A 25951-nucleotide genomic window follows, 5' to 3' on the forward strand; every position below is an offset into this window, starting at 1 on the left:
TCCATGCAGCGTCCCACTCTTGACATACTATGTGTTCGCTTTGCTTCGATTATTCGCTTCTCAAGCCCATGAGATGTACTATAAATCAAAAGTTGTTTATGTTCTTTTAAACTTGTGATAGATTAAGTCCTGAATGTTGTGTAAAAAAAGCAGCGGTGATGTGATTTGCCAGGAATCTAGGGCAGGGTTGGACTTGACCCTTGCGATAGCGTGATCAACTGTTTGAAACACATGTTGATGATTGTTCGAATGCCCTAATACATAACTATACAGATCTAGAATTGCACTCAAATACGCTTTTTTACCGTTTCCTATCTTGAATTCCGTGACATCCGTCAGCCATTTTTCATTTGGCTTACTTGCTAAAAAATTTGCGATTTAATACATTCTCAGCCACATGCACCGCTGATGATGAAACGTAACGGTTCTTTTTACAACGAATTACAGATTGAATACCGGTTGTTTTCATCAGGCATATATTTGTTTATGGGTCACTTATTTTCGATGTATGACGAATTTCATTCGGCGATAGCCATAAATTTTTAACGCTGCAGACAAGGAAACAAGCCGAAAAACGCTAAAATCTATAATTTCTTTCAACTGATCATGTTAAAAAAATCGCCGAACTGCTCCGCCTTCTTAACATTTGCTGTCTAAGCGAGATGTTTCTTTTTCATCAAGCTTTTGAACTGCTCTAATAATACCGGAGTAGCCTGTGCATCGGCAAAGATTTCCTGATAAACCGTCAACTATTTGCTGACTAGTTGGATTCGGATATTGATCCAAAATCGCTTTGACAGCCATAATCATTCCTGGGGTGCAATATCCGCATTGGAAACCTCCCTCTTCCAAAAACGCCTGCTGAATCGGATGAAGCCCTTTTTCCGCAAGTCCTTCAATTGTAACAATTTCTTTTTCATTTGCTTGATAAGCTCTAACTAAACAGGCATTCACTAGCCTGCCGTTCATGATGACAGAGCAGGCGCCGCAGCGGCCAATTCCGCAGGAAATCTTTGTGCCAGTCAGATGCAGCTGCTCTCTTAAAATGTCAACTAGCCGAGCGGCCGGATGAATCTCAAGCTCTTTCTTTTTGCCATTCACAAAAATCGACATGCGCATTCGTTCTTCAGACGGTAATTTTATGCTTGAGCTCATTTGCTTGTCAGCCATTTGCTCATCTCCGTTTCCATCATCTTATTGACGATTTCTTCCCTTGATACCGGCAGCTTATTCACCCAGATGCCAGTCGCATCATAAATGGCCATTGCGATGGCAGGGGCAACAGCAACCGTGCCAATTTCCCCGACGCCTCTTGGCCCATATTCATCCTCTTCGCACAACTCCTCGATTGCGGTGATGTCAATCGAAAGGGGGACATCTTTTATCGTCGGAATTAAATACGAATCAAAGTTTTCCGTTACATATGTTCCTTTTTCTATCAGCGCTTCTTCCGTTAATGTATAGCCTAACGCCATCACGGATCCGCCTTCAATTTGTCCCAAATATCCTTGCGGAAAAATAACAGGACCAGCGGCAACGGCTTGCTCTAAATGTTTTACACGAACAAATCCAGTTGCCAGATCTACTTCCACCTTAACGGCACAAGCTGCAAACGAATATAAAAAATGTCCGCCTGGTATGGAGCAAGGGGTTGCCGGAAAGTCAAATCGAGTTTCAATGATCAGCGGCTTGTCTATCGTTTGTTTTGCCAGTTCTTTGTATGAAATCAGCAGCTCATCTTGGTGCCAAACACCTTTTTCGCCTATTTTTAATTGACTGACTGGCACATCCGTACATTGCGAGGCTCTTTCCAACAGGCTGTTTTGAAACGGAGCTTTCATCCGTTGAATGGCTTGCCAAACCATGCTCGTACCCCTTGAAGCAGTTGATGAGCCTGAACGCGGGACTTTGTACGTATCGCCGATGACAATGTGTAAATCCTCTCGGGAGCAGCCTATTGCTCGAATGGCAATTTGTTCAATCACTGCGAGCAAGCCTTGGCCAAATTCTTCAAACCCAAAAGCAATTTCGATTTTTCCTTCCTCGTTCAATGAAATTCTCCCGCCAGCCGGATCTAAACGTCCATAGCCCAGCCCTCCGCCGTGCATGGTGATTGCCACCCCGACGCCTGTCTTAATCAAGCCGTTATGATCTTGTTTTCGGCAGCTGTTTAATAGTTTCGATTGGCTGATCTGTTTTAAAACTTGTTGAGCGCCGTCAGTTGGGGCGATTTTTTGCCCGACAGGACCGGGATCATGTGCCTGGCGCAGATTTTTTTGTCTGAGTTCAAGCGGACTCATTCCAAGCTTGACCGCCAAGCGATCGATTTGCCCTTCCAATGCGAAGGTTACTTGGTTTCCTCCAAAGCCTCTAAATTCACCGGCAACGCCGTTATTCGTAAAAACCGAATAGCCTTCAACTTGAATATTCGGGATCATGTATGGGCCTGTCGCATGTTCAACCGCAAAATCCAATACTGCGGGGCCTAACGTTGCATATGCGCCGGTATCCGCTATAATTCGCACTTGATGGGCGATGATTTTGCCGTTTTTTTTCGCACCTGTTTTCATTTTAATTTTCATCGGATGCCTTTTGATTCCTGACCGCACCGATTCCCTTCTCGTTTGATGAATTTTTACAGGAAATCCCGTTTTCAGCGCCAATAAGGCTCCGTACGGCTGGATGTTTAATTCGTCTTTTCCGCCAAAAGAGCCGCCAAGCGGGCTTGAGACGACGCGGATGTCTTCTTCCGGCATATTTAAAATGCGGGCTAATTGATAGCGGTCTTTATATCCATGCTGAGTGCCGGCATACACCGTCAAAGTGCCGTCTTTTTCCGGAACAAACACCCCGCCCTCTGTTTCCATGTACGCATGCATTTGCCTTGGAAGTTGATACGTTTCCTCTACAATACAGTCGCATGATTGAAATGCTTCTTCCACATTGCCGCTTTGATAAGATGCTTGGTGTAGGATATTCCCGTTCGGATGGAGCTGCGGAGAAGAAGGGAGCATAGCCTGTTCCGGATCATCAACAACCGGCAGCGGCTCATATTCCACTTCGATCAGCTGAAGCGCCGCTTCGGCGATTTCCTCTGTTTCCGCAGCAACAGCCGCGACAGCATCGCCGACAAAACGAACTTTATCTTTGCATAAAACAGGCTGATCAGGAAAGATTAAGCCAAACCCGTTTAAACCTAAAACATCCTTGCTTGTAATGACAGCCCGAACTCCCGGCAATTCCTCCGCTTTTTCCGTTGAGATCGAAACGATATTGGCATGCGGATATTCGCTTCGCAAAATTTTTGCAAACAGCATATTCGGAAACGAAAGATCTGTTAAAAACTTTAAATGTCCAGTTACTTTTTCTACTCCGTCCGGTCTGATGCACACTTGTTTCAATCTCAATCCCTTCCCTTCTTCATAATCCAAATTGAAAAAGCTCGTATCTGAATATATTAATCTTTCTCCTCTAATTTTTTTAGCTCTGCTATGACTATATTGGCGGCGACCCGCCTGCGGTAATCCGCTGAAAAAAAAGCATCGCCGACAGGTTGAAATTCAGAAAAGACCGCCTGATGTACCTTTTTTAGTAAAGCGGACTCAACCTTGCGTCCGGCCAGCAATTGCTCCGTTATTCTTAATCGCCTTGGACGATTCTCGCCTCCGCCTGCTGCCAACCGCGCAAAGTCAATTGTTCCGTTGTCATTTTGGCCGATTATCCCTGCAATGGTGACGACAGAGCCTGAAAACGCCTCTCTCCTCCCAATTTTTTGATAAAAATGGACATATGATGGCGGAGCTGAAATTTCCGGCACCACTATTTCCGTTATAAGATCATCCTTGAATTCTTCATTCAACCAATGATCTAAATCGATTTTTTTTATGTCGTCCCCATCAAAACATCCGATTTTCGCTTCCATCACTAACAGGGCGGGGATGGCATCACCAATTGTTGAGGCGACGTTTCCGCCGATCGTTCCAAGATTGCGCACGGCTGGTGCAGCAATGGTCTTGACAGCTTTGGTCAATAAAGGCCATTTCGCTTTTATAATGGGATGGCGGAGGCAGTCAGCCAATCGGATAAGCGCCCCCAAGTGAAGAAAGTTTTGGCCGCCATCTTCTTTTTCATATATCGCTTCTAAAATTTTTATGTTCTCAAGGCTGATTAAATGAGATGGCTGCGGTGCTCCTTTTTCCCATTTTGTTTGCCATAATGTTCCGCCGGCTATAAAGTGTGATTCTAATTGCAATAGCTGCCGCAATCGCCATGCTTCTCTTAAATCTGTTGGCATCCATATTTTTGAGGACAATGTTTTCAACTTCATCCCCCTTCCTTTGATAGTAAAATAACGTGCTTTTGCAACCATATTGCGATTAGAAACGGAAATGCCTTGTGGACGTCCGCATTTGACCGATTATGCACCATTATCGCCTGTCCGCTTCCTTAAATAGGGATAACAAAATCGGCGTACTCGGCAAGCGATCCAGCTTGGCAGCATCCTCATCAAACAACTTATTGCTGCGTATCAAGTTTCGTATTGAAAAATGAGATCGTTGATGATTTCCAGTTGAATAAACGGCTGTTTTGTGCAATTGCACCGCTTGCTCTGCTATCGACTTTTCCAAGCCGCCTTTAAAAGAACTCTAAAAAGGGGCTTGACAAGTTTAGATACCGCGTCGGTACATAACCATCGGTTCGTCTATTGGTCAAGTGACTTTGGCATTCCGATTAGCGCCTGGTTTTTTGTGAAATGTGATTGCGGCTTCATTATGCACGCACCTTCTGAGGAGATCGAAGCTTTGTCAATTGAATTAATTCTGCTAAAATGCTGATCGCGATTTCTTCAGGGCCTTCTGCCCCAATAGACAAGCCGACAGGTGAATGAACGTTTCGGGGAATTTCCTGATCTCCCAGCAAGCGTTTTGTCCGTTCTTTTGAACCGATGACCCCGATATATCGCAGGTTTTGCTGCAACAACAGCTTTAAAAGCTCTTGATCCTGTTGAAATTGGTGTGTCAGCAGCACAACAAAATCGCGGGGGGAAAAATATATTTTCGTTGCCGCTTCCCGCGGGAAAGCGATGATAAGCTGATCGGCATCAGGAAAACGGCATCTATTGCACAACGCTTCTCTCCAATCACTAACGATAACCGAAAAACCGGTCCGCGAAGCGAAATGCGACAGTGGTACAGCATCCGAACCGGCACCGAAAATAATCAATCTCGGTTTAGGCTCAAATCGCTGAACATATACATATGAGGACAGTTCATTGACCCAAACTAATCCGCTTTTCTCTTGCGCAGCTATGGCATCGATTTGTTTCGGTACCGCACCAGCCCATTCCCCGAACGTTTCCGTGTCTTCTGTAAAAAATAAATAATTGCTTACGGAAAAATTTTTGCCGAGTTGTTTTAGGATGAAAACGTCCTTGCCGTTTTGAAGCAAATCATGCAGCCGGGATAAATGCTTTCGCAAACGGTCATCGATGCACTCCAACAGGATGCGTATGACGCCGTTGCAGCCGGCGCCTTTTCCCCACGACAAGTCATCTTCGCTTTTCAAGTCATATACGATACATTGCGACTCGCCCTCAAGCAAAAGCTTCGCCCTTTCTTGCAGGTCATTTTCAAGGCAACCGCCGCTTATTACGCCGATTGTTTCCCCATCCTCCTGAATCAGCATTGCTGCTCCTTCTTTTCGGTAAGCGGAGCCTTCCACATCAATAATAGTGGCAAGCACAGCTTTTTTTGGCTCAGTTGTTGCAATCTTTAAAATTTCATGGATATAGTCCATAACAATTCCCCTCTTATGAAAGAAAAGTAATGAGAATGATTGTTTTGTTCAAACGCAATCATCAACTGTTTCTTTCTCTTTGCATACACAATGCGTTGGCAATATACGCCACGTTTCTCCCCAGGCGACCGGCCATTTTTAATTCTTCATCAGACGGCTTTCGCGAACCATCAGGGCCGGCTAAAACTGTTGGTCCATACGGAGTTCCGCCAATGGGGGCGTCCGTTAAATATTCCGGATTTTGAGTATAAGGTAATCCGATAATGATCATTCCGAAATGGAGAAGCGGTACGATGGATGTTAAGATGGCCGCTTCATGCCCGGAATGAATGGAACCAGCGCTTGTAAAGATGCCCGCGGGCTTTCCCTCCAGTACGCCTTCCACACAAAGGTCGCCGATAGTTTCTAAAAAATATTTAACTTGGGACGGCATCGATCCAAAATACGTCGGAAATCCCCATATCACTCCATCTGCCCAGTGGAAATCTTCTATTTCCGCTGTTTTAAATATTTTCTGCTTTTCGCTTTCACGCTCATAATTTTCTTTTCTTTTTCCAATTTGAAATGTTGCGGAAATTCCTTTTTTATCAATCATCAACGGATTTTCTCTAATAGCCGGAATTAAACGATCAGTAAATTCGGGAATTTTTACACATCGTACATCTGTTTTCTCAATCGCCTTTGCTCCTTCGCAAACTGATTGCGCCATTTGTCTTATATGTCCGAAAGCACTATAAAAAACAACTAAAATATTTGCCATAAAGCTTTCTGCTCCTAACCTTTTAAAATTACAAATAAAAACCGATTTGAATATTTCTATATCAGTATTGGGACAGAATCAAAGCCTTTTAAATTACATATAAAAAACGGTTTCCATCGGATTGGTGTGAAGCAAAACTCTGCCCTTCTTTATCACATAGCGGCAATGGGGCTGAAGGCGAATCAAATCTATAGCATGATCAACCGGGAACATAATGATATTTGCTTCATTTCCTACCTTTATTCCGTAATCGTTAATTTGCAGAGCTTTGGCTCCGTTTATCGATATCATGTTAATCAATTCCTCCAATTCCTTCATTCCCGTTAAATGACCTGCATGAGCAGCCATATGTGCAGCCTGCAATATATTCCCGTTACCTAACGGATAAAACGGGGTCATGATATCGTCATGGGCGATGCAAACATTGATATTTTTTTGCAGCATCTCTTTTATTCTCGTAATCCCTCGCCCTTTAGGATAGGAATCATATCTTCCTTGCATTGCCGTGTTGATCAGAGGACAAGCTACAATATGAATTTTGGAACTCGCAATCAAATCTAATAATTTGGCAGCATAATTATCCGGATAATAGGCCATTGCACACGCATGACTTGCAGTCACTTTGTCTTCCAGTCCTGATGAAATCGCCAATGATGCAACTGTTTCAATAAACCTCGATTGCGGATCATCGATTTCGTCACAAAAGAAATGAAGAAATAGGCCGTATTTTTCAGCCAAAGAAAAGCAGAATTGAATGGATTCGATCCCTTCCTCCCTCGTTCTTTCCAAGTGAGGAACAGCACTGACCCCGTCAGCGCCCAGCTTGATTGCTTCAAGCATCCGTTCCTGATTTTCCGGACAAGAGAGTAAACCATTTTGAGGAAAAGCAATGATTTGCAAATGGATGATGTCCTGCAAGTCTGATTTCAGCTTCAGCAATGTTTTTAAAGCAACGAGGCATTCATCGGAAATATCCGCGATCGCTCTTACATATAAAACACCGAATTTCATCAATTGATTCAGCGCCTTCCTGGCTCGCTCGTAGACATCTTCCATCGTCAAAGTTTGCTTCCGTTCGTTCCATAATAAAATTCCTTCTAATATCGAGCCGCTTTGATTCCAGCTCGGCTCTCCGGCAGTAAATGCCGTATCAAGATGAATATGTGTTTCGACAAATGGCGGCATGGCTAAATCTCCACAGCCGTCTATCACTGCTTTTCCTTGCAGGGGATAAGGGGAAATTTCAGCAATGATCCCGTTTTGAATCCCGATAAAATGCTGCCTTTCTTGATTGGGCAGTCTGATATTTTCTAATACAAGGTCATACATATTGTAAATTCCTTTCAAATTTTGCATATTGGCTTTCCGTCTCGTGCTGATACATCAACAACTGGCGATCGTTCCAATGTTCAGCTTTTTTAGATTGATAGAGCAGTTTTCCGTTTCGAAACACATATCTTTCAACAGGCAGATTCGTAAAGATGTCTTCTACTGATCTAGCTTTTAATAGAACGAAGCTTGCCTTCGCTCCGCATCTTACACCGTAATTTTTTAAATTTAATAATTTGGCCGGATATTCGGTAATCATCCGAATAATTTGTTTTAGGCCTTCACCGCTTCCTAAATGGGCAACATATGCAGTTAGCAAACCGATTTGCAGTAAATCCGCTTTCCCGAATGGATGAAATGGATCATGGACATTATCGGAAGCAGTTGCAAGCGTCGCCCCGCTTTGCAAAATTTCATGAATTCTTGTGACGCCGCGGCGGACAATCCCTTGATCAAATCGACCTTGCAAGTACATATTGGCACCCGGCAGCGTCACCGCTCCAATTTGTGCCGCCGCCATCCGTTCAATTAAAGAAAGAGCTTTTTCTTGTTCCATTGGCGCCAACGAACAAAGGTGGCCGGCTACAACGCGATTGTGATATTGCCGCTCCATTGTTTTTTGGATAATATAATCCAGTGTGCATACGTTCGGATCATCACTTTCATCTACATGCAAATCAATCGGTTTGTCGTACTTTTCCGCCAACGAAAACAAACCGTCAATTTGCTTCTCAGGGTTTTCAGCTAAATGAGGAGCTCCGCCAATTCCATCAGCCCCCATTTTGATCGCTTGTTCAATCCATTCCAGCTCTCGTTTCGAATCGTCGTCAGGCAGTAAAAACATTGGAATGACTTGAATCGTAATGTATTGTTTTAATTTTTCTTTTACGTTTAAAACAGCTGTCAACGCCCGGAACACGACGTCTTCCCCTAAAGGCAATTCAAAATTGACATGTGTGCGAATGGCTGTTGTACCATGGCTTAGTGCATTCAGTGCAGTTTTCATCGCCCGATACTCAATTTCTTCCACCGTGAAATGGGGAGATTGCTTCCGGTAATTTATTACTGCTTCTTGAAGCGTCCCGCTTGCGTTCGGAACTTTACTGAGAGAATAGGCTTTATCTAAATGCATATGAGCATCAACAAAGCCGGGCAGCAACACATATCCTTGACAATCAATGAATGAATCGGAGGATGAGTTAAGGGCCTCTAAAGTTTTAAAGTCTTCGCGCTGAAGATAAGAAGGCTGCTTTGTGATTTTTTCATATCGATCATCGTTAATGATGATTTCAAAGAGAGAACCAGGATCTTCAAGCGGCAGACAAACATTCAGCAAATGCAGTTGACTCATAGCTTTCTCCCCTTTTTGTCCAACTTGCTCCGAGGCGCATTTTTAATTTTTCGCCAAAAATTCGTTCGTGTAGGCATTGGCAATATCTTCTTTCTTTTTAATTAAACCTAGTTCATAGAGTTGATTTTGCAAGGTGTTCCACCGTTCTTGAGACATATAGCCGAAGCCGTGGTCTTTCGCATCGTGCCCGAAAATTAAGTTCAGCTGCTGTTCGGCCCCATATTCGAGCGCCTCCATTGATAAATCAGGATTATATTCATGTATAAAAGGATTTACTTCATCCGAATGATCTTTATAATACTCCCACCCTTTCGTTGTCGCTTCCATAAACCGTTTGACGAGATCAGGTTTTTCTTTCAGCATTTTTTCGGTTGTAAATATTACATTGCCATAAGGCTGGTAGCCGGAATCGTGTATGAGCAAATATTTCGTTTCGATTCCTTGCTGCTTTAAGGCGAAAGGCTCTGCCGTAATGTAGCATTGGGTAACTGACTCTTTATTCTCTATAAATGGGGTCAACTGTCCGCTATATGCCATTTCTTTCGCATTGTCGAGCTGATAGGCCTTTTTTATATATGCCCAGTACCCTGTTCCAGGTGCCGTGTACACCGTTCGCCCATTCAAATCGGAAAAATCTTTAATAGTTTGATCAGCATGGTACAACAACGCCTGCGGGTTCACTTGAAAAATGGCTCCGATCGCCACAATGGGTATTCCTTTATCGCGAGCTAATAAAATATCGTCAGCTTGAGTGATTCCAAAATCAGCTTCCCCAGATGCCACTATTTGAATGGGGGAAACTTGCGGCCCGCCTGGCTCTATTGCCATATCAATGCCTGCTTCTTTATAAAAACCTTTCATCAAAGCTGCATAGTTGCCTCCATGTTCCGGTTCGGCAAACCAGTTCGTGACTTGCTTCACTTTTTCCAATTTTTCTGAGTCCTCTTTGACTCCTTCGTTATTAGTTGAAGCTGATTGGCTGCCGCATCCAGCTAAAAGAACGAGTAGAAATAAAATGAAGATTTTTGTATATCCCTTCCCTTTTGCCTGCATACGAATCCTCCTACTATTTTTGATATTTTTCTAGTTACATTTCTGCTTCATGCCAAGAACCTAGTGCCGATAATAAGAACTTTTTTCGGTATATTTCAGCCGTTTCAATTCATTTTCCCATCGTTACACTTGTGCATAAGAGGTGACGTCCGCTATTTTTCCTGGATTCAGCAAATGAAACGGATCATTTTTTTGCTTGATTTTTATGATTTCATCCATTCGTAAACTCCAACCGCCGAATCCCAACAAATAAGTATGCGGATCATGCACTTTAGCTCCTATATTCAGGAAAAATTGTATGATTTCATACAGCCGTTTCTCGCTTGTAAAACGAACGACCGGCAAGGCCGTTGGAATAATTGCTCCGTTTCTTTTTATAAATTCAAAATGAAGAAGGACTTCTTCACCAAATTCCTTTTTTAACAAATGGACTTGATGATAAAGGTGTTGAATATCAAACTCAACTTGCAAGTAAGTAATATTGTCTTCATTTTTGCAGGCCCACAGCGTGGAGTGGTTCCAAGTAAAATCCGAAAGGCGGACCCCTTTTCGATACTGATTGGCAGGAATGGTATGTGCCAATATTCCTTTATGTTCGGAAACGAGTTCGACAAATTCACTTTTTGCTTTTTCATCGACCTCAATCATCGTTAACGTTTTTTCAGGCAAAATATATTGTTTTAAAGGAGCGAAATGCTTTGTCAAAGCTTCTTCACATACTGATAAGAGCCTTTTTTTCATAGTTTCTATTCCCGAAAATTGATGGGCGAAATTTATCGCTTCATCTAAATGGTCATGAAAAACCATTGCTTGCATCCAATCTGTTTTCTCCTCGATCGGCAATTGCAGCTCTGTCATGACACCTAAAGTTCCGTAATTGTGAATATATTGCTCGAGTTTATCGCCTGAAACAACAATTTTTCTCGGCTTTTCCTCAATTGTGTAAACGAAAGCGCTGTGCACATTGCCGTCCCACAAATTGCCCCATGTAATGGAGCCGATTCCTCCCGATCCTCCCGCCACAAAACCGCCAATCGTTGCTTGAATATATGTGCTCGGCATAATTCGCAGCTCTTTTCCGCTTCGCTCTAATATCCGTTCAAGCTTGCCGATTCTTATTCCCGCTTGTACCGTTACAGCGTTTTCGCCGATTTCAAGTACTTGATGAAACCTCGTCATGTCGATCACAATACCGCCTTGAAGAGGTACGGCCTGACCATAATTTCCTGTTCCAGCACCTCTGACCGTAATCGGAATTTTTCTTTTTACGGCGAATGATATTAACGAAACTAATTCCTCTTCTGACTCCGGAAAGGCGATGCAATCGGCCAGTTTATCCTTTAGCTTTTGTGCGAGAATGGGTGAATACCAATAATAATCTTTAGAAAATTTTCCTCTTGAAGCTGCATCGAACAGAACTTTTTCCTTCCCTAAAAGCTGCTGTATTTCTTTTTTCCAAGCCATGCTTCCACACCTCCAAAGTTTTCTTTATGTTTGAAGCAATTGATCATCCATTCTATGTCAAAGGACTGTACTGCTTTTCGGAAGACATGTTGATGAGATCTTCCATTTCGAATTCCGCCATTTCCCGCAAAACAACCGCCAGCTTTTCACCCAAACGGTTGGCGATGATTTCTCCCGTTTCTTTAGAAGCTTTTTTTGCATTTCCTAAAACCCCGGATTTCGAAATATCTTCCATCCTCCAAGCAACATAATGGCTGCCTTTTAATTGAAGATGCTTTGCGCTCTCCGGAAACTGGATGAACTCATCGGGACAAAGCTCTTTTTTCACCCAATCGGTTTTGAAGGAAAGAATGAAGGATGTTTCGATTTCTCCCCCGTGGATTCCGTATGCAGCCTCTTTTTCCTCAATGAGATCCTCTGAGATATTGAAGTCATAGCTGTTCAACCGGAAAGTCATCAAACCTGTTTCAATGCGGATATCGCGGGCAACGGAATTGAGTAAATCATGGTTTCCTCCATGTGAATTAAATAAGACGAATTTTCTAAATCCGCTTTTTTTCAGACTTGCGGCAATATCCTTGATCATTGCCTCTAAAGTGCTCCCAGATAATGAGATGGTTCCTGCATATCCGAGATGTTCGATGCTTTTGCTGTACGCAATTGGAGGCAAAATCCAAATATTATCTTCTTCTTTTAAATGTTTGCAAGCTGAATGCAAAATCCCCTCCGCTATTAAAGAATCAGTAAATACCGGTAAATGAGGCCCATGTTGTTCAACTGCGCCAACCGGCAAAATGATTAAAGCATTTTGCTTTGGCAATTCAGCAATTTCCTTACTCGTTAGTCTTGCAAAAAATTTCTGTTCAAACGCTTCTCCCTGGTAGCGAAATTCCATGCCGTATCCCCTCCGAACAAATAATTACTTTTGTGAAAAAAGAAAAGCCGCAGGAAAAGAAAAACAATAAGTCTTTTCTTTCCTACGGCTTGTTTCCATCCCGTAAACAGGATCAAAACAATACCGAATGAACTATGGATAGCCTAAAGGACGGAAAACGTCCTTCAAGCTAACTCATTTTTTTAAGAATAATTGTCAAGCATGCTGAGCCAGTGGAAGGATCATAATCTTTTAAAACCGAAAAAACGTTAAGTCCGACAATTGTTTCCATTTTATATTTAAATCGCTTTTTAAATTCATCAATTAATAACGAATCTGCCCACATCGTCAAAGCCCCATCTACTTTTTCAAGAATTTGCAAAGCAGGATCCCGTTTATGCAACCCGAAAATTAAAATTTTTTCATCCGTTACTTCAACTCGCAGTTGAATCACACCTGTTTGAAAAATTTCTTTATTTACTTCGTTGTAAATTCTCGCAATATCTTTTTTTAATGATTGCCTCTGTTCTGTCAAAAGGCTTTTGTCTTTCAAAAAACCACCTCTTTTCTTAAAAATGATTTTACAATTTTTCAAAATGTTTGATTATTTCTTTGTTAACTTTTTTTCCACATTTTTTTATTTTTGTCATAAATTCTTACATTTTTATTGAATTTACCTGCATACATTCTTAGAATGAATTTCAATACTTATAGCAAGGAGAAAGGAATATGAAGAGCCTGTTGATCAAAAACGCACAAATTATTACGATGAATCATGCGGATGAAATTTTCACGGGAGATATTTTCATAGAAAATGGCATCATAAGCAACATAGGGAAAAATCTTGCATGCGACGCCGATCAAATCATCAATGCAGAAAATCGGACCGTCATTCCGGGCTTCATTCAAACCCATGTTCACTTATGCCAGACACTTTTCCGCTCACGGGCGGATGACTTAGAATTGTTAGATTGGCTGAAAAAACGAATTTGGCCATTGGAAGCAGCACATGATGAGGAATCGATCTATTATTCCGCATTGCTCGGCATTGGAGAATTGATTGAAAGCGGGACCACAACGATTGTCGATATGGAAACCGTTCACCATACAGAAGCAGCGTTTCAAGCGATTGCAGGAAGCGGAATCAGAGCTTTATCAGGCAAGGTGATGATGGATCGTGGCGACGATGTGCCAATGGAGCTTCGCGAAAAAACAACTGATTCTCTCCAAGAAAGCGTTGATTTGCTTGAAAAATGGCATATGTTTGCAAACGGAAGAATTCAATATGCCTTTTCTCCCCGATTTGTCCTTTCATGTACAGAAGAACTGTTAAAAGAAGTTCAACGGCTTTCTGAAATATATCAAGTAAAAGTTCATACTCATGCAGCGGAAAATCAGGAAGAAATCAGGCTGGTTGAACAGCAGACAGGGATGCGAAATATCGAATATCTTGACTATCTTGGACTTGCCAATAAACGATTGATTTTGGCGCACTGCATCTGGCTGGATGAAAAAGAAAAGAAAATCATTAAAGACAGAGGAGTAAATGTTAGCCATTGCCCCGGGTCTAATCTAAAATTAGCTTCAGGAATTGCGGATATTCCCGGGCTGATGGAAATGGGAGTTTCGTTAAGCTTAGGCGCAGACGGAGCGCCTTGCAACAATAATTTAAATATGTTTCAGGAAATGAAGCTTGCAGCCCTCATCCAAAAGCCGAAGCACGGCCCTTCCGCAATGAAAGCAAAAGAGGTATTTAAAATGGCGACCATCGGCGGGGCAAAAGCGGTCGGATTGGAAAAAGAGATTGGCAGTATTGAAATCGGCAAAAAAGCAGATTTAGTGATTCTAAATTTACATCATTTTCATACTTTCCCTTCCTTTGAAGCTGATCCGATTTCGCGGATCGTTTATTCTGCTTCAAGGGATAATGTAGAAACAACCATTATAAATGGGGAGATTGTAATGGAAAACAAAAAAATAAAAACACTCGACAAGGAAATTGTTTTAAGAGAAGCAGACCGCTCGATCAAAAGAATGCTCAAAAAAGAAAAAGCAGTTTTCCACTGAAATCCGAAAAAGGGTGTCTTAGAAAGTCAAAATCCATTGAAAACGAAACATCATAAACATTGATATATCAACATTTCTAAACCATTAAAGGGGCGTCTATAAGCCGGAAAATCGACTTATTAGACAGCCCCACTCTCCCTATAACAATCTATTATGATTGTTTTGCAAAAGCTTCGCATAATATCGGCCATGAAAATTTTCCACCACGATGCCTGCTTCAAAAAAGTCTGACAATCGTTCACTTGAAAGCAGCTCTTCTGTTCTTCCCTCAGCAAAAACATTTCCTTCCTTTAATAACAGGGAATTGGTGAAGCAAGGCAAAATTTCTTCAACATGATGCGTCACGTACAGGATCGTTGGCGCATTGGGCCTTTTGGCAATTGTTTCAATCAGCCCTAAAAGCTCTTCTCTCGCCAATAGATCAAGACCATTGCACGGCTCATCTAAAATAAGGAGCTTCGGCTGAGGCATAAGCGCCCGCAAAATCAGCACTTTTTGCTTTTCCCCTTGAGAAAGGCTGTCATATGTACGCCCGCTTAGTTTTTCCACCCCGAATAGCGTCATCAAAGACCGCATCTCTTCTAAATCGTGTTCATCCGGTGTTTCATATAAGCCGATTGACGCGAATTTTCCGCTCAAAATAACTTCTTCAACAAGATCATGTCCGTAAATTTTTTCTTGGAGCGATGAGCTGACAAGACCGATTTTTTTCCGAACCTCGCGAAAATCTGCCTTGCCAAAAGTAAATCCAATGACGGAAACCGTTCCTTTTGAAGGAAAAAAATAGCCGTTTAACAAATTGAGCAATGCTGTTTTCCCCGCTCCATTTCTTCCTAAAATACACCAATGCTCGCCTTCATCAACATTCCAATTTATATTCTCCAAAATATATTTTTTGTTGCGAATGAGCGAAACATTTTCAAGTGCAATCACCATACGCTTGCTCCTCTCCATACGTTACATTATAATTATTATTCCAAAAATTTCTGTTGAAGGAAAGAGAGGATCATTGAAAAATCTGATTTTTCCATCAAAAGTGTTTCCTTCTTTCTTCAGATTGGTTTAGTTCCATTAGGTATTTATGCGAGTGAAACATTTGTAAGATAAAACCGTAGAAATAATCAAAATGTTTTGTAAAGCGTAAGGGGGAAGCATTGTGTCAACAGATACGATCGTTTTTTTAATCACTATGGGGTTCACACTTATCATACACGGGGGCCTGACGTATTTAGTCGTAAAGAAGCAGGATTACAGCTTAATATCGGGCTTCTACAACAGACCGGAAGAAGAACAGCAGCGATTAATTGAAAACGGTTATCCGCAGGCAATTGGTAGATTGCTGCTTTATACGTTCATCATTTTGTTCATTTCGGTCATTTTAGCACTTTTTCAAATCCCATATGGATTTGAAATAGGCATGCTGCTGTTTCTCATCGTACTGCTCGGCGGTTCGATCTATGTACAAAAATATGAACTAAAGCATAAACGGAAAAAATATTATTGGATTACCGGAATTATTGCGGCTATTGTGATCACATTCGTTATCGTTTTAGGCTATTTGGGACTTGAGGAGCATGATGTGATCATAAATGACCGTCAGTTAAAGGTAACGGGTTTATATGGGGTGGAATGGCCGATTGATGAGATTGACCGTGTGAAGCTGTTGGATGAACTTCCCGATGTCGTTGCCAAAAGTAATGGCTTTGCGGCTTTTAATCGTTTGAAAGGATCTTTTCGGCTAAAAGAGCCGTACGGTGGAGGAGGAAAATTGTTTGTTTACAAAGGGCGTGCACCGTATGTATATATCGAAAAAGATGATGATTATATCATTTTGAATCAAAAAGACGGGAGCGAAACACAAAAGCTGTATGACCAATTACTGGAAAAGATAAGCGAATGATAATTGTGCACATGGAACCCTGATCTACAAATATATAACGGAAACTTTACAGCAATTCTCTTTTTCATGCCCGATATCCGAATATTCATTAACATTGCATTGGAAAATGTATTTAGAGGCTCCCCATTCAGGCAGCCTCTTAAATTTTCAATCATTGCTCAATCCGATCGGAAAACCTATTAATCTACTACTTTCAAAACAATTTGACCATCTTCTACTACCGCGACTTTTCTTTTCACTTCCAATCTTCCGTCATCACCGATTGATGGAATCTCGTATACACGTTTGTCTTTTGGCAGATTATCCAGTCCATCTTGCATATGTTTGCGAATAGCTTCCGCATCGTCAACAGTTTTTGCCGCTTTCATCGCTTCAACGAAAATATACGTAGCGATATAGTTGAGCCCTGATTCAGAGCTAGGTTCATCTTTAAATTTTGCTCGATAGTTTTCGACAAATGCCGGCGCTCCCGGATCATTAGATTTTACGAGCGGCAGCACTCCAACAGAACCTTCTAATACGTCATAGGAACCTGTTATTTTTTCCATAAAATCCAGTTTTGCCTGATCCATGATAATGAATCCGCCTTTAAATCCTAGCTCTCTAGCTTGCTTTGCCACTTTTGCAGTAGGTTCTGAAGCTCCGCCTATAAATAGAACATCCGGTTTCTCTTTAAGAGCATTGGTGACAATGGTGAAAAAGTCGGTTTCCTTTGAAAAATCAATGGATGAATGATATACAACCTTTCCGCCCTTCTTTTCCCATTGTGGAAGCAAAGTTTTTGCCCAGTCTTTCCCATATTGTGTAGACGGCGGAAGAGCGGCTAATTTTTTGCCAAACCGTTTCATGGCATAATCTGTAAAAGGTTCCACGTAGCCGTCATAACGCGGCGGTATGCCGATCGTAAGGGAGTTCCCGGCATCAGTTACATCCGGTTCACTCGTATAGGCACCAATCAAAAACTTTTCAGTCTCATTAAATACTTGAAGCGCCATCACTCCACCGCTGTGCGGCGTAAAAATAATAGGTGTTTTATATTCTTGAAGAAGCCGTTTGGCATTAGAGGCTGTTTCATTCGGCAAATATTTGTCATCAAGAGGGACGATGTTTAATTTATAGGTTTTTCCATTTATTTCAAAGCCTCCGTTGTTATTAATTTCTTCTGCGGCCATTTTTATGCCGTTCAGTGTCCGTTCTCCATATAAAGCAGCCGGTCCGCTTAAAGGACCGCTAAAGCCGATATTTACCGTTCCTTCTCCGCTTTTGCTTGATGATTCCTTCTGGCCGCCAGTAGATTGGCTAATTTGAGAGCCTGCACAAGCTGCTAAACTAACCATCATTAAGAGCAGAAGCCCCGCAGCAAAAAGACGTTTCAGTTTTTTCATATTTTTCCCTCCGACTTTATTTTCTTAATTTTCAATAAAATTAAAAATGATTTATGCACCGAGATATGCCTTCCTTACGTTGTCATCAGCAAACAATTCCTTTGATGAACCTTCGACGACAATGGAGCCATTTTCAAGTACATAGCCTTTATGCGCAATATGAAGCGCTGCATTAGCATTTTGCTCAGCAAGTAAAATCGTCGTTTCGGTCTTATTAATCTGTTTGATCACTTCAAACATTTGGGCAACGATGATCGGTGCGAGCCCGATTGACGGTTCATCAAGGAGCAAAAGCTTCGGTTTTGACATTAACGCTCTTCCAATCGCTAACATTTGCTGCTGTCCGCCGCTTAAAGAACCTGCCAAATCGTTTCGTTTTTCTTTTAAAATCGGAAACAACTCATAAACTTCGTGTAATGTGTTTTCAATCTCTTTTTTTTGTTTGCGGTGAATAAACGCGCCCATCATAAGATTTTCGTATACGGTCATTCTTGGAAATAATTTGCGGCCTTCCGCACATTGAACAATGCCTGTTTTGACAATCTGAGCCGGGGAGCTTTGATCAATTCTCTTTCCTTCAAACATAATTTCTCCTTCTGTACACTTGTGTAAGCCCCCGATCGTTTTGAAAACTGTGCTTTTGCCGGCACCATTAGAACCCAATAAAACTACAATCTCACCTTTGCCCACTTCGATGTCGACATTTCTAACAGCCTTATATGCTCCGTACTGAACAGAAACACCCTTTAGTTTAAGCAATGGCACTCCCTCCAAGATAAGCCTTAATGACTGTTTCATTATTTTGTATTTCTTCAGGTGTTCCTTCTGCAATTTTTTTCCCATGATTCAGAACCATTATTTTATGAGCCAAATTCATCACCATTTTCATTTTGTGTTCGATTAAACAAACGGTAATGTTATGTTGAACGATTTTTTCGATTAAGTTTGCCAGCCCCTCCGTTTCTTCCGGATTGATGCCGGCAGCAGGCTCATCTAGAAAAATGATTTCCGGCTCTGTTGCAAGTGCAAGTGCGATCGCCACTCTTTTTTTCTCTTCCTGCGAAATGTTGGCGACGATCTTATTTTCCATATTGGTTAATCCGACAAACTTTAAAACTTCGAACGCTTTTTCCTTCGATTGTTCCTCCTCCCTCTTTAACCGCTTTGTAAGAAATAACGCATCAATCAGATTGGATTTTGTTCGCAAACGAAACCCGATCAAAACGTTATCCAATACATTTGCCTGTTCAAAAAGATGGGTTGTTTGAAACGTACGGGCAATTCCAAGCTTGGCAATTTTGTTGGGAGGAAGACGAGTAATGTCCTGCCCTTTAAACATCACTTGTCCTGAGCTCGGCGGATAAAAACCGCTGATCAAGTTGAAGAAAGTCGATTTGCCTGCGCCGTTAGGACCAATGATCGCATTAATTTTTCCTTTTTCAACCGAAAAATTCACATGATCTACAGCTACAAGACCACCAAATTGTTTCGTTAGCTGGCGGGTTTCCAAAAACAATGTTATCCCTCCTCCGCTCTTTGTGTGGCTGACTTAGCAGACATTGAAAGACGCTTCTTTTTTTCTTGCGTTTTCATTTTCCAACTGAAAATTCCACCGACAATGCCTTTCGGATAGAAAATAATTAACAAGGTTAATAAAGGGCCAAAAATTAGCATTCTATAATCTTGAAGAAATTGGAGCTGCTGAGAAATCCAAACAATTAACAGCGTTCCAACAATCGGACCGGAAAGAGTTCCAATTCCTCCGACAAGAAGAAAGATTAAAAAATCAAATGTCATCGTTATATAACTTATATCTGGACCGATAAAACGAATAAAGGATGCATACAAAATTCCCGACAATGCAGCAAAAAAAGTTGAAAGGACAAAGGAAACCAATTTATTTTTCATTATGGATATTCCGATCGTCTGGGCCAGCTCTTCACTGTTTCGAATGGCGATCAACGTTCTTCCTGTCAGCGAATGAACAATCCGGTACATCATGAAAATAGCAGCAAGCAGGAAAAATAAGTTAAAATAATATTGACTGACGGGTGAACGGAACGAGATAGGGCCAAGATCAGGCGGAACAGGAATCCCAATCAGACCTCTCACTCCGCCTGTTAAACTTTCCCATTTATCAATCACGAGATAAATTATATAGCCAACACATAGCGTATAAATGGCAAAAAAGTGTTCTTTTGTTTGTAAGGCAACAAGGCCGATGACCAACCCGATGATGCATGTGATCGCACATGCAAGAAAAAAGGCCAGCCAATAATGAATCTCGAATTTTACCGTTAATATCCCCAGCGAGTAAGCTCCGATAGCAAAAAAGCCTGCGTGCGCCAAAGACAAATATCCCGTATAGCCAGCTATTAAATTTAAGCCGTACACTCCGATCATCCAAATAAATGACAGCGTCATGATATGGAAAAAATAATCATTTTGAATGATGAACGGAAGCAAAAGGGCAAGGAGGACAATGCTCAATACAACAGCTTTTTGTTTGAAACGAGCTGTCATGAATGTCCCCCCTTTGCGAATAATCCGGTCGGCTTAAATGTTAAGATGAGAACGAGGAGAATAAAAGCAAAAATATCTTTATAATCGTTCGATATATATGTTGCCCCTAAGCTTTCGGCAAACCCTAAAATGTATCCGCCAATAATCGCTCCCGGGATGCTCCCCATCCCTCCAATAATAATAATGACGAACGCTTTTAAGATCACAAGATGACCCATCCCCGGAAAGACAAGATTGATAGGGGATGACAAAGAAGCTGCAATCGCAGCAAGCGCTCCGGAAATCATAAAAGTAAGCATTGCCATTTTGTTTGTATTGATGCCGACTAAATGAGCACCCTCTCGGTTTTGGGACATCGCAATAATAGCAGATCCAATGAACGTTTTTTTCAGGAATAAAAACAGTAATATCATCACGACAACGGTAGAGATAATAATAAGAAGCCTTTGCATGGTGAACGTTAACCCCATTACGGAGACCACCTGACCATATGGGGTCGGCATTGTTTGATAGTCAGCCCCCCAAACAAATTGGGCAAACGCCTCAAGAAACAGGAGAATTCCGATAGCGGCTATTTTATCCTGTATCGGTGGAGCATCTCTTAACGGATAAAAAATAAACCGCTCCATCAGCACTCCCATCAGCCCGACTATTACCATGGAAATCATGATGGCAATCCAATAATACAGCCCAAATTTCGTCATCATGGTTAATGTTATATATCCCCCCATCATATAAAGGGCTCCGTGGGCAAAGTTAGGAATATGCAAAATGCCGTATACAAGCGTTAATCCTAAAGCAACCAAACTGTAAACGCTTCCAACTGTTAGTCCATTAAAGATCTGCTGCGCAAAAATCTCCATCATTCTCCCCCTTTCGCAGAATGAAAACATTGCTTACAACAAATTGCGACAAATCAGTTACCCGCCGTTTTTTTCTTTTCTTCCTCTTGAAGCTGGCGCCATAAAATTTTGCCGCTGCCTGTGACAGGCAACTCTTTTCTAAATTCAACATAGCGAGGATACTTGTAAGCAGCCATATGCTTTTTTGACCATTCAATCATATCGTCGACACTTATTTTTCCTTCATAACCTTCCTCTAAAACGATAAAGGCTTTAACAGTTTCTCCTCTTTTCGGATCGGGAATTCCGATTACACATGCTTGCTTAACAGCTGGATGTTTATAAAGGTACGACTCTATTTCAGACGGCCATACTTTAAATCCAGATATATTAATCATTCGTTTGACTCGATCGACGATGAAGAAATATCCATCATCATCATAACGTCCTAAATCCCCTGTTCGAAAAAATGTTTTTCCATCCAATTCGATAAAGGCTTTGCGATTTTCTTCTTCTCTGTTATAATAGCCGACCATCACTTGCGGACCATGAACGATAATTTCTCCTACTTCGCCAACTCCTAGTTCTTGCAGTGTTTCCGGATCAATAATGCGAGCATCCACATCAAAAGTCGGGATGCCGAGACATTGCCATTTTGGCCTGTCAGAAGGATTCAAGTGAGTTTGCGCAATGGTTTCAGAAAGACCGTATCCTTCGATAAAATGCAGTCCGGTCATTTTATACAGCTTCTCTCCCAGCGCTTCAGGAAAAGCCGCTCCTCCTCCTGAAATAGAAGTTAAGGAAATCAAATCTTCCGCTTTTAGGCTAGGATTGGAAAGGAAATCAACAAGCATCGTGCTGATCGTAACCCAATGAGTGCATTTTTGGCTTTTGATCAGCTCAACTGCTGCTTCTCGATCCCATCTCGTCATGATCACGATCCGGCTTCCTGAAAAAATTGGTAAATGCATGCCCATGATCATGCCTGTTACATGAAACATTGGCAAAGTTGCAAGATGAACCGTATTTGCTGTTGCCCGAGCCCAATAATATCCTCCAACAATGTTGGCTTGGACGGTCTTGTTCGTATGCATACAACCTTTTGGCACACCAGTAGTACCGGATGTATATGGAATAACTGCTAAATCTTCAGGCAAGGCAAAATGTTCGCCTGGAATATCATTCGCCTGAATGGCATCCATCCATAGAAACTGGTTATAACTGTTAAAACGAATTGGAGGCATTTTCACTTCTTTTGGCAGCTTGCCATCAAACCCAACTCCAACATAATCCGAGTATGCTGCGATGAGAAGCTTCGTAAGAGATGTGTTGTGGAGCAGCGGTTCAACCTTTTCATTTAATTCCTGACCGATAATGGCAGTTTTTATTTCAGCATCTCGAATATAAAACTCCAGCTCCTTTGTTGTCAGCATAGGGTTAATGGGAACTACAACTGCATTTGCTCTTATGATTGCATAGTAGGCAATGATAAATTGCGGGGAGTTTTGCATAAACAATAAAACTCGTTCTCCTTTTAATACATTGAATTTTTGCTGTAAAAAACCAGCTATTCGATTTACTTCTTCATCCAGTTGGCGATACGTGATCGAACGGCCGTAATAATAGATAGCTTCATGATCAGGATAGCGTCTTGCTGTTATTTCTAAATTTTCGTAAATAGAAGTTTCCGGAACCGTTAACGATTTCGGAAGTTTAGGCCAAAATTTGTGATGAAGTGTCAGCAAACGGACCACTCCTTCATGAAATATATTCAAGAAAGCATAAGAATTTAAAAAACAATGATTAATATTTTATCTAAAAAAAACTCTATTGATTATTGGCAAAAAGAAAGAGGAAATCTTTTTAAATATCTAACATCTGCCCATTTAACACTTTTAAAATAAAATTTTGCAAGTTTTCCTCCGAAGCTTTCCCCTTCAGAATAAAATCAATTGTCACCCGTGAAATTGCAAATTCCCACTGCGGAAAATGCTTTTTAATCCTCTTTGCATTCCGATTTCAATCAATGTTTGACCTCGTTTCCCCTTTCTTTCAATGCTGTGGAAGCTAAACGACGCATGTTTTTTAGGAAATTGTTGTAATATGCCTATAGGCGATTTCAGGCAAATTTACGGTGCACCTCAATTTCTTCTTTAGTTTCAATAGATTTTCAATGGAACTGATGCAAATATTTTTAACAATTCTTCTTTGTTAACAAAATAATCTCATTGCCACACCTATCAAATGAACCGTTTCTTGAATACTTGTTTTGATTATTGCCTTGAAAATTTTTTCATTTTTCTATTAAGAGGCGAAGAGAGGCAGTTTTTACTTTTGTTATTCCCGTTCGATAATCGTTGCAATTCCCTGTCCCCCGCCGATGCAAGCTGTTATTAAAGCATACCTTCCTCCTGTTCGCTGCAGTTCATAGACAGCTTTTGTGATTAAGATCGCGCCCGTTGCACCAAGCGGATGGCCGTGAGCAATCGCTCCGCCGTTTACATTTAATTTTTCAGGGTTTATATTTAACTCCCTGTCGCATGCGATGACTTGAGCGGCAAACGCCTCATTTATTTCAATGAGATCGATATCGTCCAAAGTCAGTCCTGCTTTTTTCAGCACCTTTTTTGTTGCTGGAACGGGTCCAATCCCCATAATATTTGGATCTACTCCAGCTACAGCATACTCGCGAATGGCTGCCAACGGGGTTAAACTTAATTCCTCTGCCTTTTCCCTTGACATAACAACTAATGCTGAAGCGGCATCATTTAAACCAGAGCTGTTTCCAGCCGTAACTGTTCCGCCTTCTAAAAAAGCCGGCGGCAGCTTTGACAAAGCCTCCATCGTCGTTTGAGGACGGGGATGCTCATCCGTTTGAAAAACGATCGGCTCTCCTTTTTTGACAGGGATGGCTATCGGAACAATTTGCTCGTCAAACCGCCCCTCCTTCATGGCGGCGGCCATTTTTTGCTGGCTCTTAAAAGCGAATGCATCCTGTTCTTCACGACTGATCCCATACTTTTTCGCAAGATTTTCTGCAGTAATTCCCATTGGCGGATCACCAATTTCCTTTGGTGACAATTGGGACTTCCGAAAGCTTGGAGGCTTCGGACTATATGGTTTTTCCGGCCGGTCCATTAAATATGGCGCTCGACTCATGCTTTCGGTTCCGCCGGCAATATACACATCCCCGTCTCCAGCCCGGATTGCCTGCGAGGCAAGGTTTACCGCATTAATGCCAGAACCGCATTGCCGATCAACGGTTACGCCGGGAATTTCAATCGATAAACCTGTTTGCAGTGCAGTCAGCCTGGCAATATTCCCGCCGCCGCTTAATACATTTCCAAAAATCACATCATCAATCATATCTGGTCGAATATTAGCCCGTCTTACCGCTTCTTTTATCACTTCAGCTCCAAGCACGTGTGCCGGAACGGAAGCTAGTGCACTGCCTTGTTTTCCTATTGCTGTACGTACAGCCGAAACAATCACGGCATCTCTCTTCACTAATCTCGCGCCTCCTTTATATGCTTTCTTTCACCTTGCAGTTTAAAGCTTTTGAAAAAACTTGAATCTATGTCGGCCAGCTTAGATTGTAAAAACGTATTACGGCAGCTTTTTCCTCATACATTAGAAGTTTACGTACTGCACTTTAGAACAAGCGAAAACTTACATTAATGCGTTTTGGTCTGCTGACCCAACAATAGTGAACTTTTTGACAGTAATGTAGGGCCCCCTCAAACTTTCTCCTTAATATTTCGAAAAGATGACCTCTCCTTTTACGACTTCGCTGTCATGTTGATTTACGGCCGCCACATCAAAACGGTATTGTTGGTCGAATTTTTCTTTTAATGTCGCTTTCAACGTGATCACATCATTTAGAAACACTTTCCCTATAAATCTTACAGAATAATCCTTCACAAACCCTTCATGATAATAAGGGGTAAAAAGTTTTGCCAGATTCCCCATTGTCCACATGCCATGTGCTATAATGCCCGGCAAACCAGCTTTTCTTGCTTCTTCATCTATTGTATGAATCGGGTTATAATCGCCTGAAGCTCCAGCGTATTTAATTAAATCTAATCTTGAAACAGGTTTGAGCTGAATGACTTGTAATGACTTCCCCTCTTGTAAATCAGACAGGCTGTTCAAACGATCATCTCCTTTCGAACCGCTTCCGTAATAATAATCGTTTGTTTAGAAGTAAAAATTATTTCACCGGTTGGATCTTCTCCAAAGCCTTTGAGGACTAAAAATCCCATTTTACCGCTCTTTCCCGTTTTCTCTACATAATCCTCCACTTTTAACCAACAAAAAATTTCTTCTCCTACTATTAACGGCCGTACATAATGAAACACCTGCTCACCATGAATTAGCCCTTTTTTCGGCAGATTCAATCCGTCAATTACCCCAAAATCAAATACTCTCGGAAATGTCGGCGGTGCAATATTGCGTTGATAGCGTGATTTTTTTCCTGTTTCTTCATCGATGAAAATCGGGTGAGGATCTCCGATAGCTTCGGCAAATTTCTTTACAGCACCTCTTTCAACGATATTTTTTACCTTGTTAGAACACTTTCCGATATGCTGTTCAAACATTTGGAACCA

At 41.6% G+C, this 25951-nt stretch carries 24 protein-coding genes; 2 read left to right on the forward strand and 22 right to left on the reverse strand.

Going from position 1 to position 25951, the window contains the following annotated elements:
• Window positions 1–639 precede the first annotated feature (639 nt).
• The 12 genes from NSQ94_RS11605 to NSQ94_RS11660 all read right to left on the reverse strand — a co-directional run bounded on the left by NSQ94_RS11605 (window position 640) and on the right by NSQ94_RS11660 (window position 13180).
• Window positions 640–1170: a (2Fe-2S)-binding protein gene (locus NSQ94_RS11605; protein WP_339229166.1), complete on the reverse strand. Its 531-nt coding sequence runs from the start codon at window positions 1168–1170 to the stop codon at window positions 640–642.
• The gene (gene pucD / locus NSQ94_RS11610; protein ID WP_339229168.1) at window positions 1152–3407 is read right to left on the reverse strand and encodes a xanthine dehydrogenase subunit D; all 2256 of its coding nucleotides are present in this window, start codon (window positions 3405–3407) and stop codon (window positions 1152–1154) included. The genes NSQ94_RS11605 and pucD overlap by 19 nt, the downstream gene beginning before the upstream one ends.
• Before the next feature lie 50 nt (window positions 3408–3457).
• Window positions 3458–4327, reverse strand: coding sequence for an FAD binding domain-containing protein (locus NSQ94_RS11615; RefSeq protein WP_339229170.1), 870 nt, complete (start codon window positions 4325–4327; stop codon window positions 3458–3460).
• A 100-nt stretch (window positions 4328–4427) separates the two neighbouring features.
• Entirely contained in the window at window positions 4428–4628 is a 201-nt protein-coding gene (locus tag NSQ94_RS11620) for a hypothetical protein (protein ID WP_094245581.1), read from the reverse strand.
• A gap of 142 nt (window positions 4629–4770) precedes the next feature.
• The gene (locus tag NSQ94_RS11625) at window positions 4771–5796 is read right to left on the reverse strand and encodes an XdhC family protein (RefSeq protein WP_339229174.1); all 1026 of its coding nucleotides are present in this window, start codon (window positions 5794–5796) and stop codon (window positions 4771–4773) included.
• 61 nt (window positions 5797–5857) lie between these two features.
• On the reverse strand, window positions 5858–6556 hold the full coding sequence (wrbA, locus tag NSQ94_RS11630) for an NAD(P)H:quinone oxidoreductase (protein WP_063386893.1): 699 nt from the start codon (window positions 6554–6556) through the stop codon (window positions 5858–5860).
• A gap of 93 nt (window positions 6557–6649) precedes the next feature.
• Window positions 6650–7912, reverse strand: coding sequence for a cytosine deaminase (gene codA, locus NSQ94_RS11635; protein ID WP_339229176.1), 1263 nt, complete (start codon window positions 7910–7912; stop codon window positions 6650–6652).
• Window positions 7878–9236 carry an amidohydrolase family protein gene (locus NSQ94_RS11640; protein ID WP_339229178.1) on the reverse strand — a complete coding sequence of 453 codons (1359 nt, stop codon included), beginning with the start codon at window positions 9234–9236 and terminating at the stop codon, window positions 7878–7880. The genes codA and NSQ94_RS11640 overlap by 35 nt, the downstream gene beginning before the upstream one ends.
• A 42-nt stretch (window positions 9237–9278) precedes the next feature.
• Window positions 9279–10289 (reverse strand): ABC transporter substrate-binding protein, encoded by a 1011-nt coding sequence (locus NSQ94_RS11645; protein ID WP_339229180.1) that lies wholly within the window; start codon window positions 10287–10289, stop codon window positions 9279–9281.
• 123 nt (window positions 10290–10412) lie between these two features.
• A complete protein-coding gene (locus tag NSQ94_RS11650) occupies window positions 10413–11753 on the reverse strand; it encodes an FAD-binding oxidoreductase (RefSeq protein WP_339229182.1) in 1341 nt (446 codons plus the stop codon).
• Window positions 11754–11805: 52 nt separating this feature from the next.
• Window positions 11806–12648 (reverse strand): creatininase family protein, encoded by an 843-nt coding sequence (locus NSQ94_RS11655; RefSeq protein ID WP_327873890.1) that lies wholly within the window; start codon window positions 12646–12648, stop codon window positions 11806–11808.
• A gap of 169 nt (window positions 12649–12817) precedes the next feature.
• Window positions 12818–13180 (reverse strand): Na-translocating system protein MpsC family protein, encoded by a 363-nt coding sequence (locus tag NSQ94_RS11660; protein WP_339212478.1) that lies wholly within the window; start codon window positions 13178–13180, stop codon window positions 12818–12820.
• Window positions 13181–13356: 176 nt separating this feature from the next.
• On the opposite strand from NSQ94_RS11660, the gene NSQ94_RS11665 reads away from it, so the two are divergent.
• Complete coding sequence (locus NSQ94_RS11665) at window positions 13357–14694, forward strand: 5'-deoxyadenosine deaminase (RefSeq protein ID WP_339199658.1); 1338 nt, start codon at window positions 13357–13359, stop codon at window positions 14692–14694.
• A 138-nt stretch (window positions 14695–14832) separates the two neighbouring features.
• Here the strand turns inward: NSQ94_RS11665 and NSQ94_RS11670 are convergent, their stop codons facing one another.
• A complete protein-coding gene (locus tag NSQ94_RS11670; RefSeq protein WP_339229184.1) occupies window positions 14833–15630 on the reverse strand; it encodes an ABC transporter ATP-binding protein in 798 nt (265 codons plus the stop codon).
• 220 nt (window positions 15631–15850) lie between these two features.
• Between NSQ94_RS11670 and NSQ94_RS11675 the strand changes: the two genes are divergently transcribed.
• A complete protein-coding gene (locus NSQ94_RS11675; protein WP_327855953.1) occupies window positions 15851–16594 on the forward strand; it encodes a DUF3784 domain-containing protein in 744 nt (247 codons plus the stop codon).
• Between the two features lie 179 nt (window positions 16595–16773).
• On the opposite strand, the gene NSQ94_RS11680 is transcribed toward NSQ94_RS11675, so the two are convergent.
• The 9 genes from NSQ94_RS11680 to NSQ94_RS11720 all read right to left on the reverse strand — a co-directional run bounded on the left by NSQ94_RS11680 (window position 16774) and on the right by NSQ94_RS11720 (window position 25942).
• Window positions 16774–17979 (reverse strand): ABC transporter substrate-binding protein, encoded by a 1206-nt coding sequence (locus tag NSQ94_RS11680; RefSeq protein WP_327855954.1) that lies wholly within the window; start codon window positions 17977–17979, stop codon window positions 16774–16776.
• Between the two features lie 51 nt (window positions 17980–18030).
• Complete coding sequence (locus NSQ94_RS11685) at window positions 18031–18738, reverse strand: ABC transporter ATP-binding protein (RefSeq protein WP_327855955.1); 708 nt, start codon at window positions 18736–18738, stop codon at window positions 18031–18033.
• A complete protein-coding gene (locus tag NSQ94_RS11690) occupies window positions 18731–19495 on the reverse strand; it encodes an ABC transporter ATP-binding protein (RefSeq protein ID WP_063386883.1) in 765 nt (254 codons plus the stop codon). The genes NSQ94_RS11685 and NSQ94_RS11690 overlap by 8 nt, the downstream gene beginning before the upstream one ends.
• A 2-nt stretch (window positions 19496–19497) precedes the next feature.
• Entirely contained in the window at window positions 19498–20502 is a 1005-nt protein-coding gene (locus NSQ94_RS11695) for a branched-chain amino acid ABC transporter permease (protein ID WP_339229187.1), read from the reverse strand.
• On the reverse strand, window positions 20499–21365 hold the full coding sequence (locus NSQ94_RS11700; RefSeq protein WP_063386881.1) for a branched-chain amino acid ABC transporter permease: 867 nt from the start codon (window positions 21363–21365) through the stop codon (window positions 20499–20501). Before NSQ94_RS11700 ends, NSQ94_RS11695 begins: the two co-directional genes overlap by 4 nt.
• Window positions 21366–21418: 53 nt before the next feature.
• Window positions 21419–23089, reverse strand: coding sequence for a long-chain fatty acid--CoA ligase (locus NSQ94_RS11705; RefSeq protein WP_339229189.1), 1671 nt, complete (start codon window positions 23087–23089; stop codon window positions 21419–21421).
• A 592-nt stretch (window positions 23090–23681) separates the two neighbouring features.
• Window positions 23682–24851 carry a thiolase family protein gene (locus NSQ94_RS11710; protein WP_144598322.1) on the reverse strand — a complete coding sequence of 390 codons (1170 nt, stop codon included), beginning with the start codon at window positions 24849–24851 and terminating at the stop codon, window positions 23682–23684.
• Between the two features lie 243 nt (window positions 24852–25094).
• Window positions 25095–25496 (reverse strand): MaoC/PaaZ C-terminal domain-containing protein, encoded by a 402-nt coding sequence (locus NSQ94_RS11715; protein WP_130158402.1) that lies wholly within the window; start codon window positions 25494–25496, stop codon window positions 25095–25097.
• The gene (locus NSQ94_RS11720; protein ID WP_130158404.1) at window positions 25493–25942 is read right to left on the reverse strand and encodes a MaoC family dehydratase N-terminal domain-containing protein; all 450 of its coding nucleotides are present in this window, start codon (window positions 25940–25942) and stop codon (window positions 25493–25495) included. The genes NSQ94_RS11715 and NSQ94_RS11720 overlap by 4 nt, the downstream gene beginning before the upstream one ends.
• Window positions 25943–25951: the final 9 nt, after the last annotated feature.

Source organism: Aeribacillus sp. FSL K6-2833 (assembly GCF_037965815.1).
Classification (GTDB): Bacteria; Bacillota; Bacilli; order Bacillales; family Aeribacillaceae; genus Aeribacillus; species Aeribacillus composti.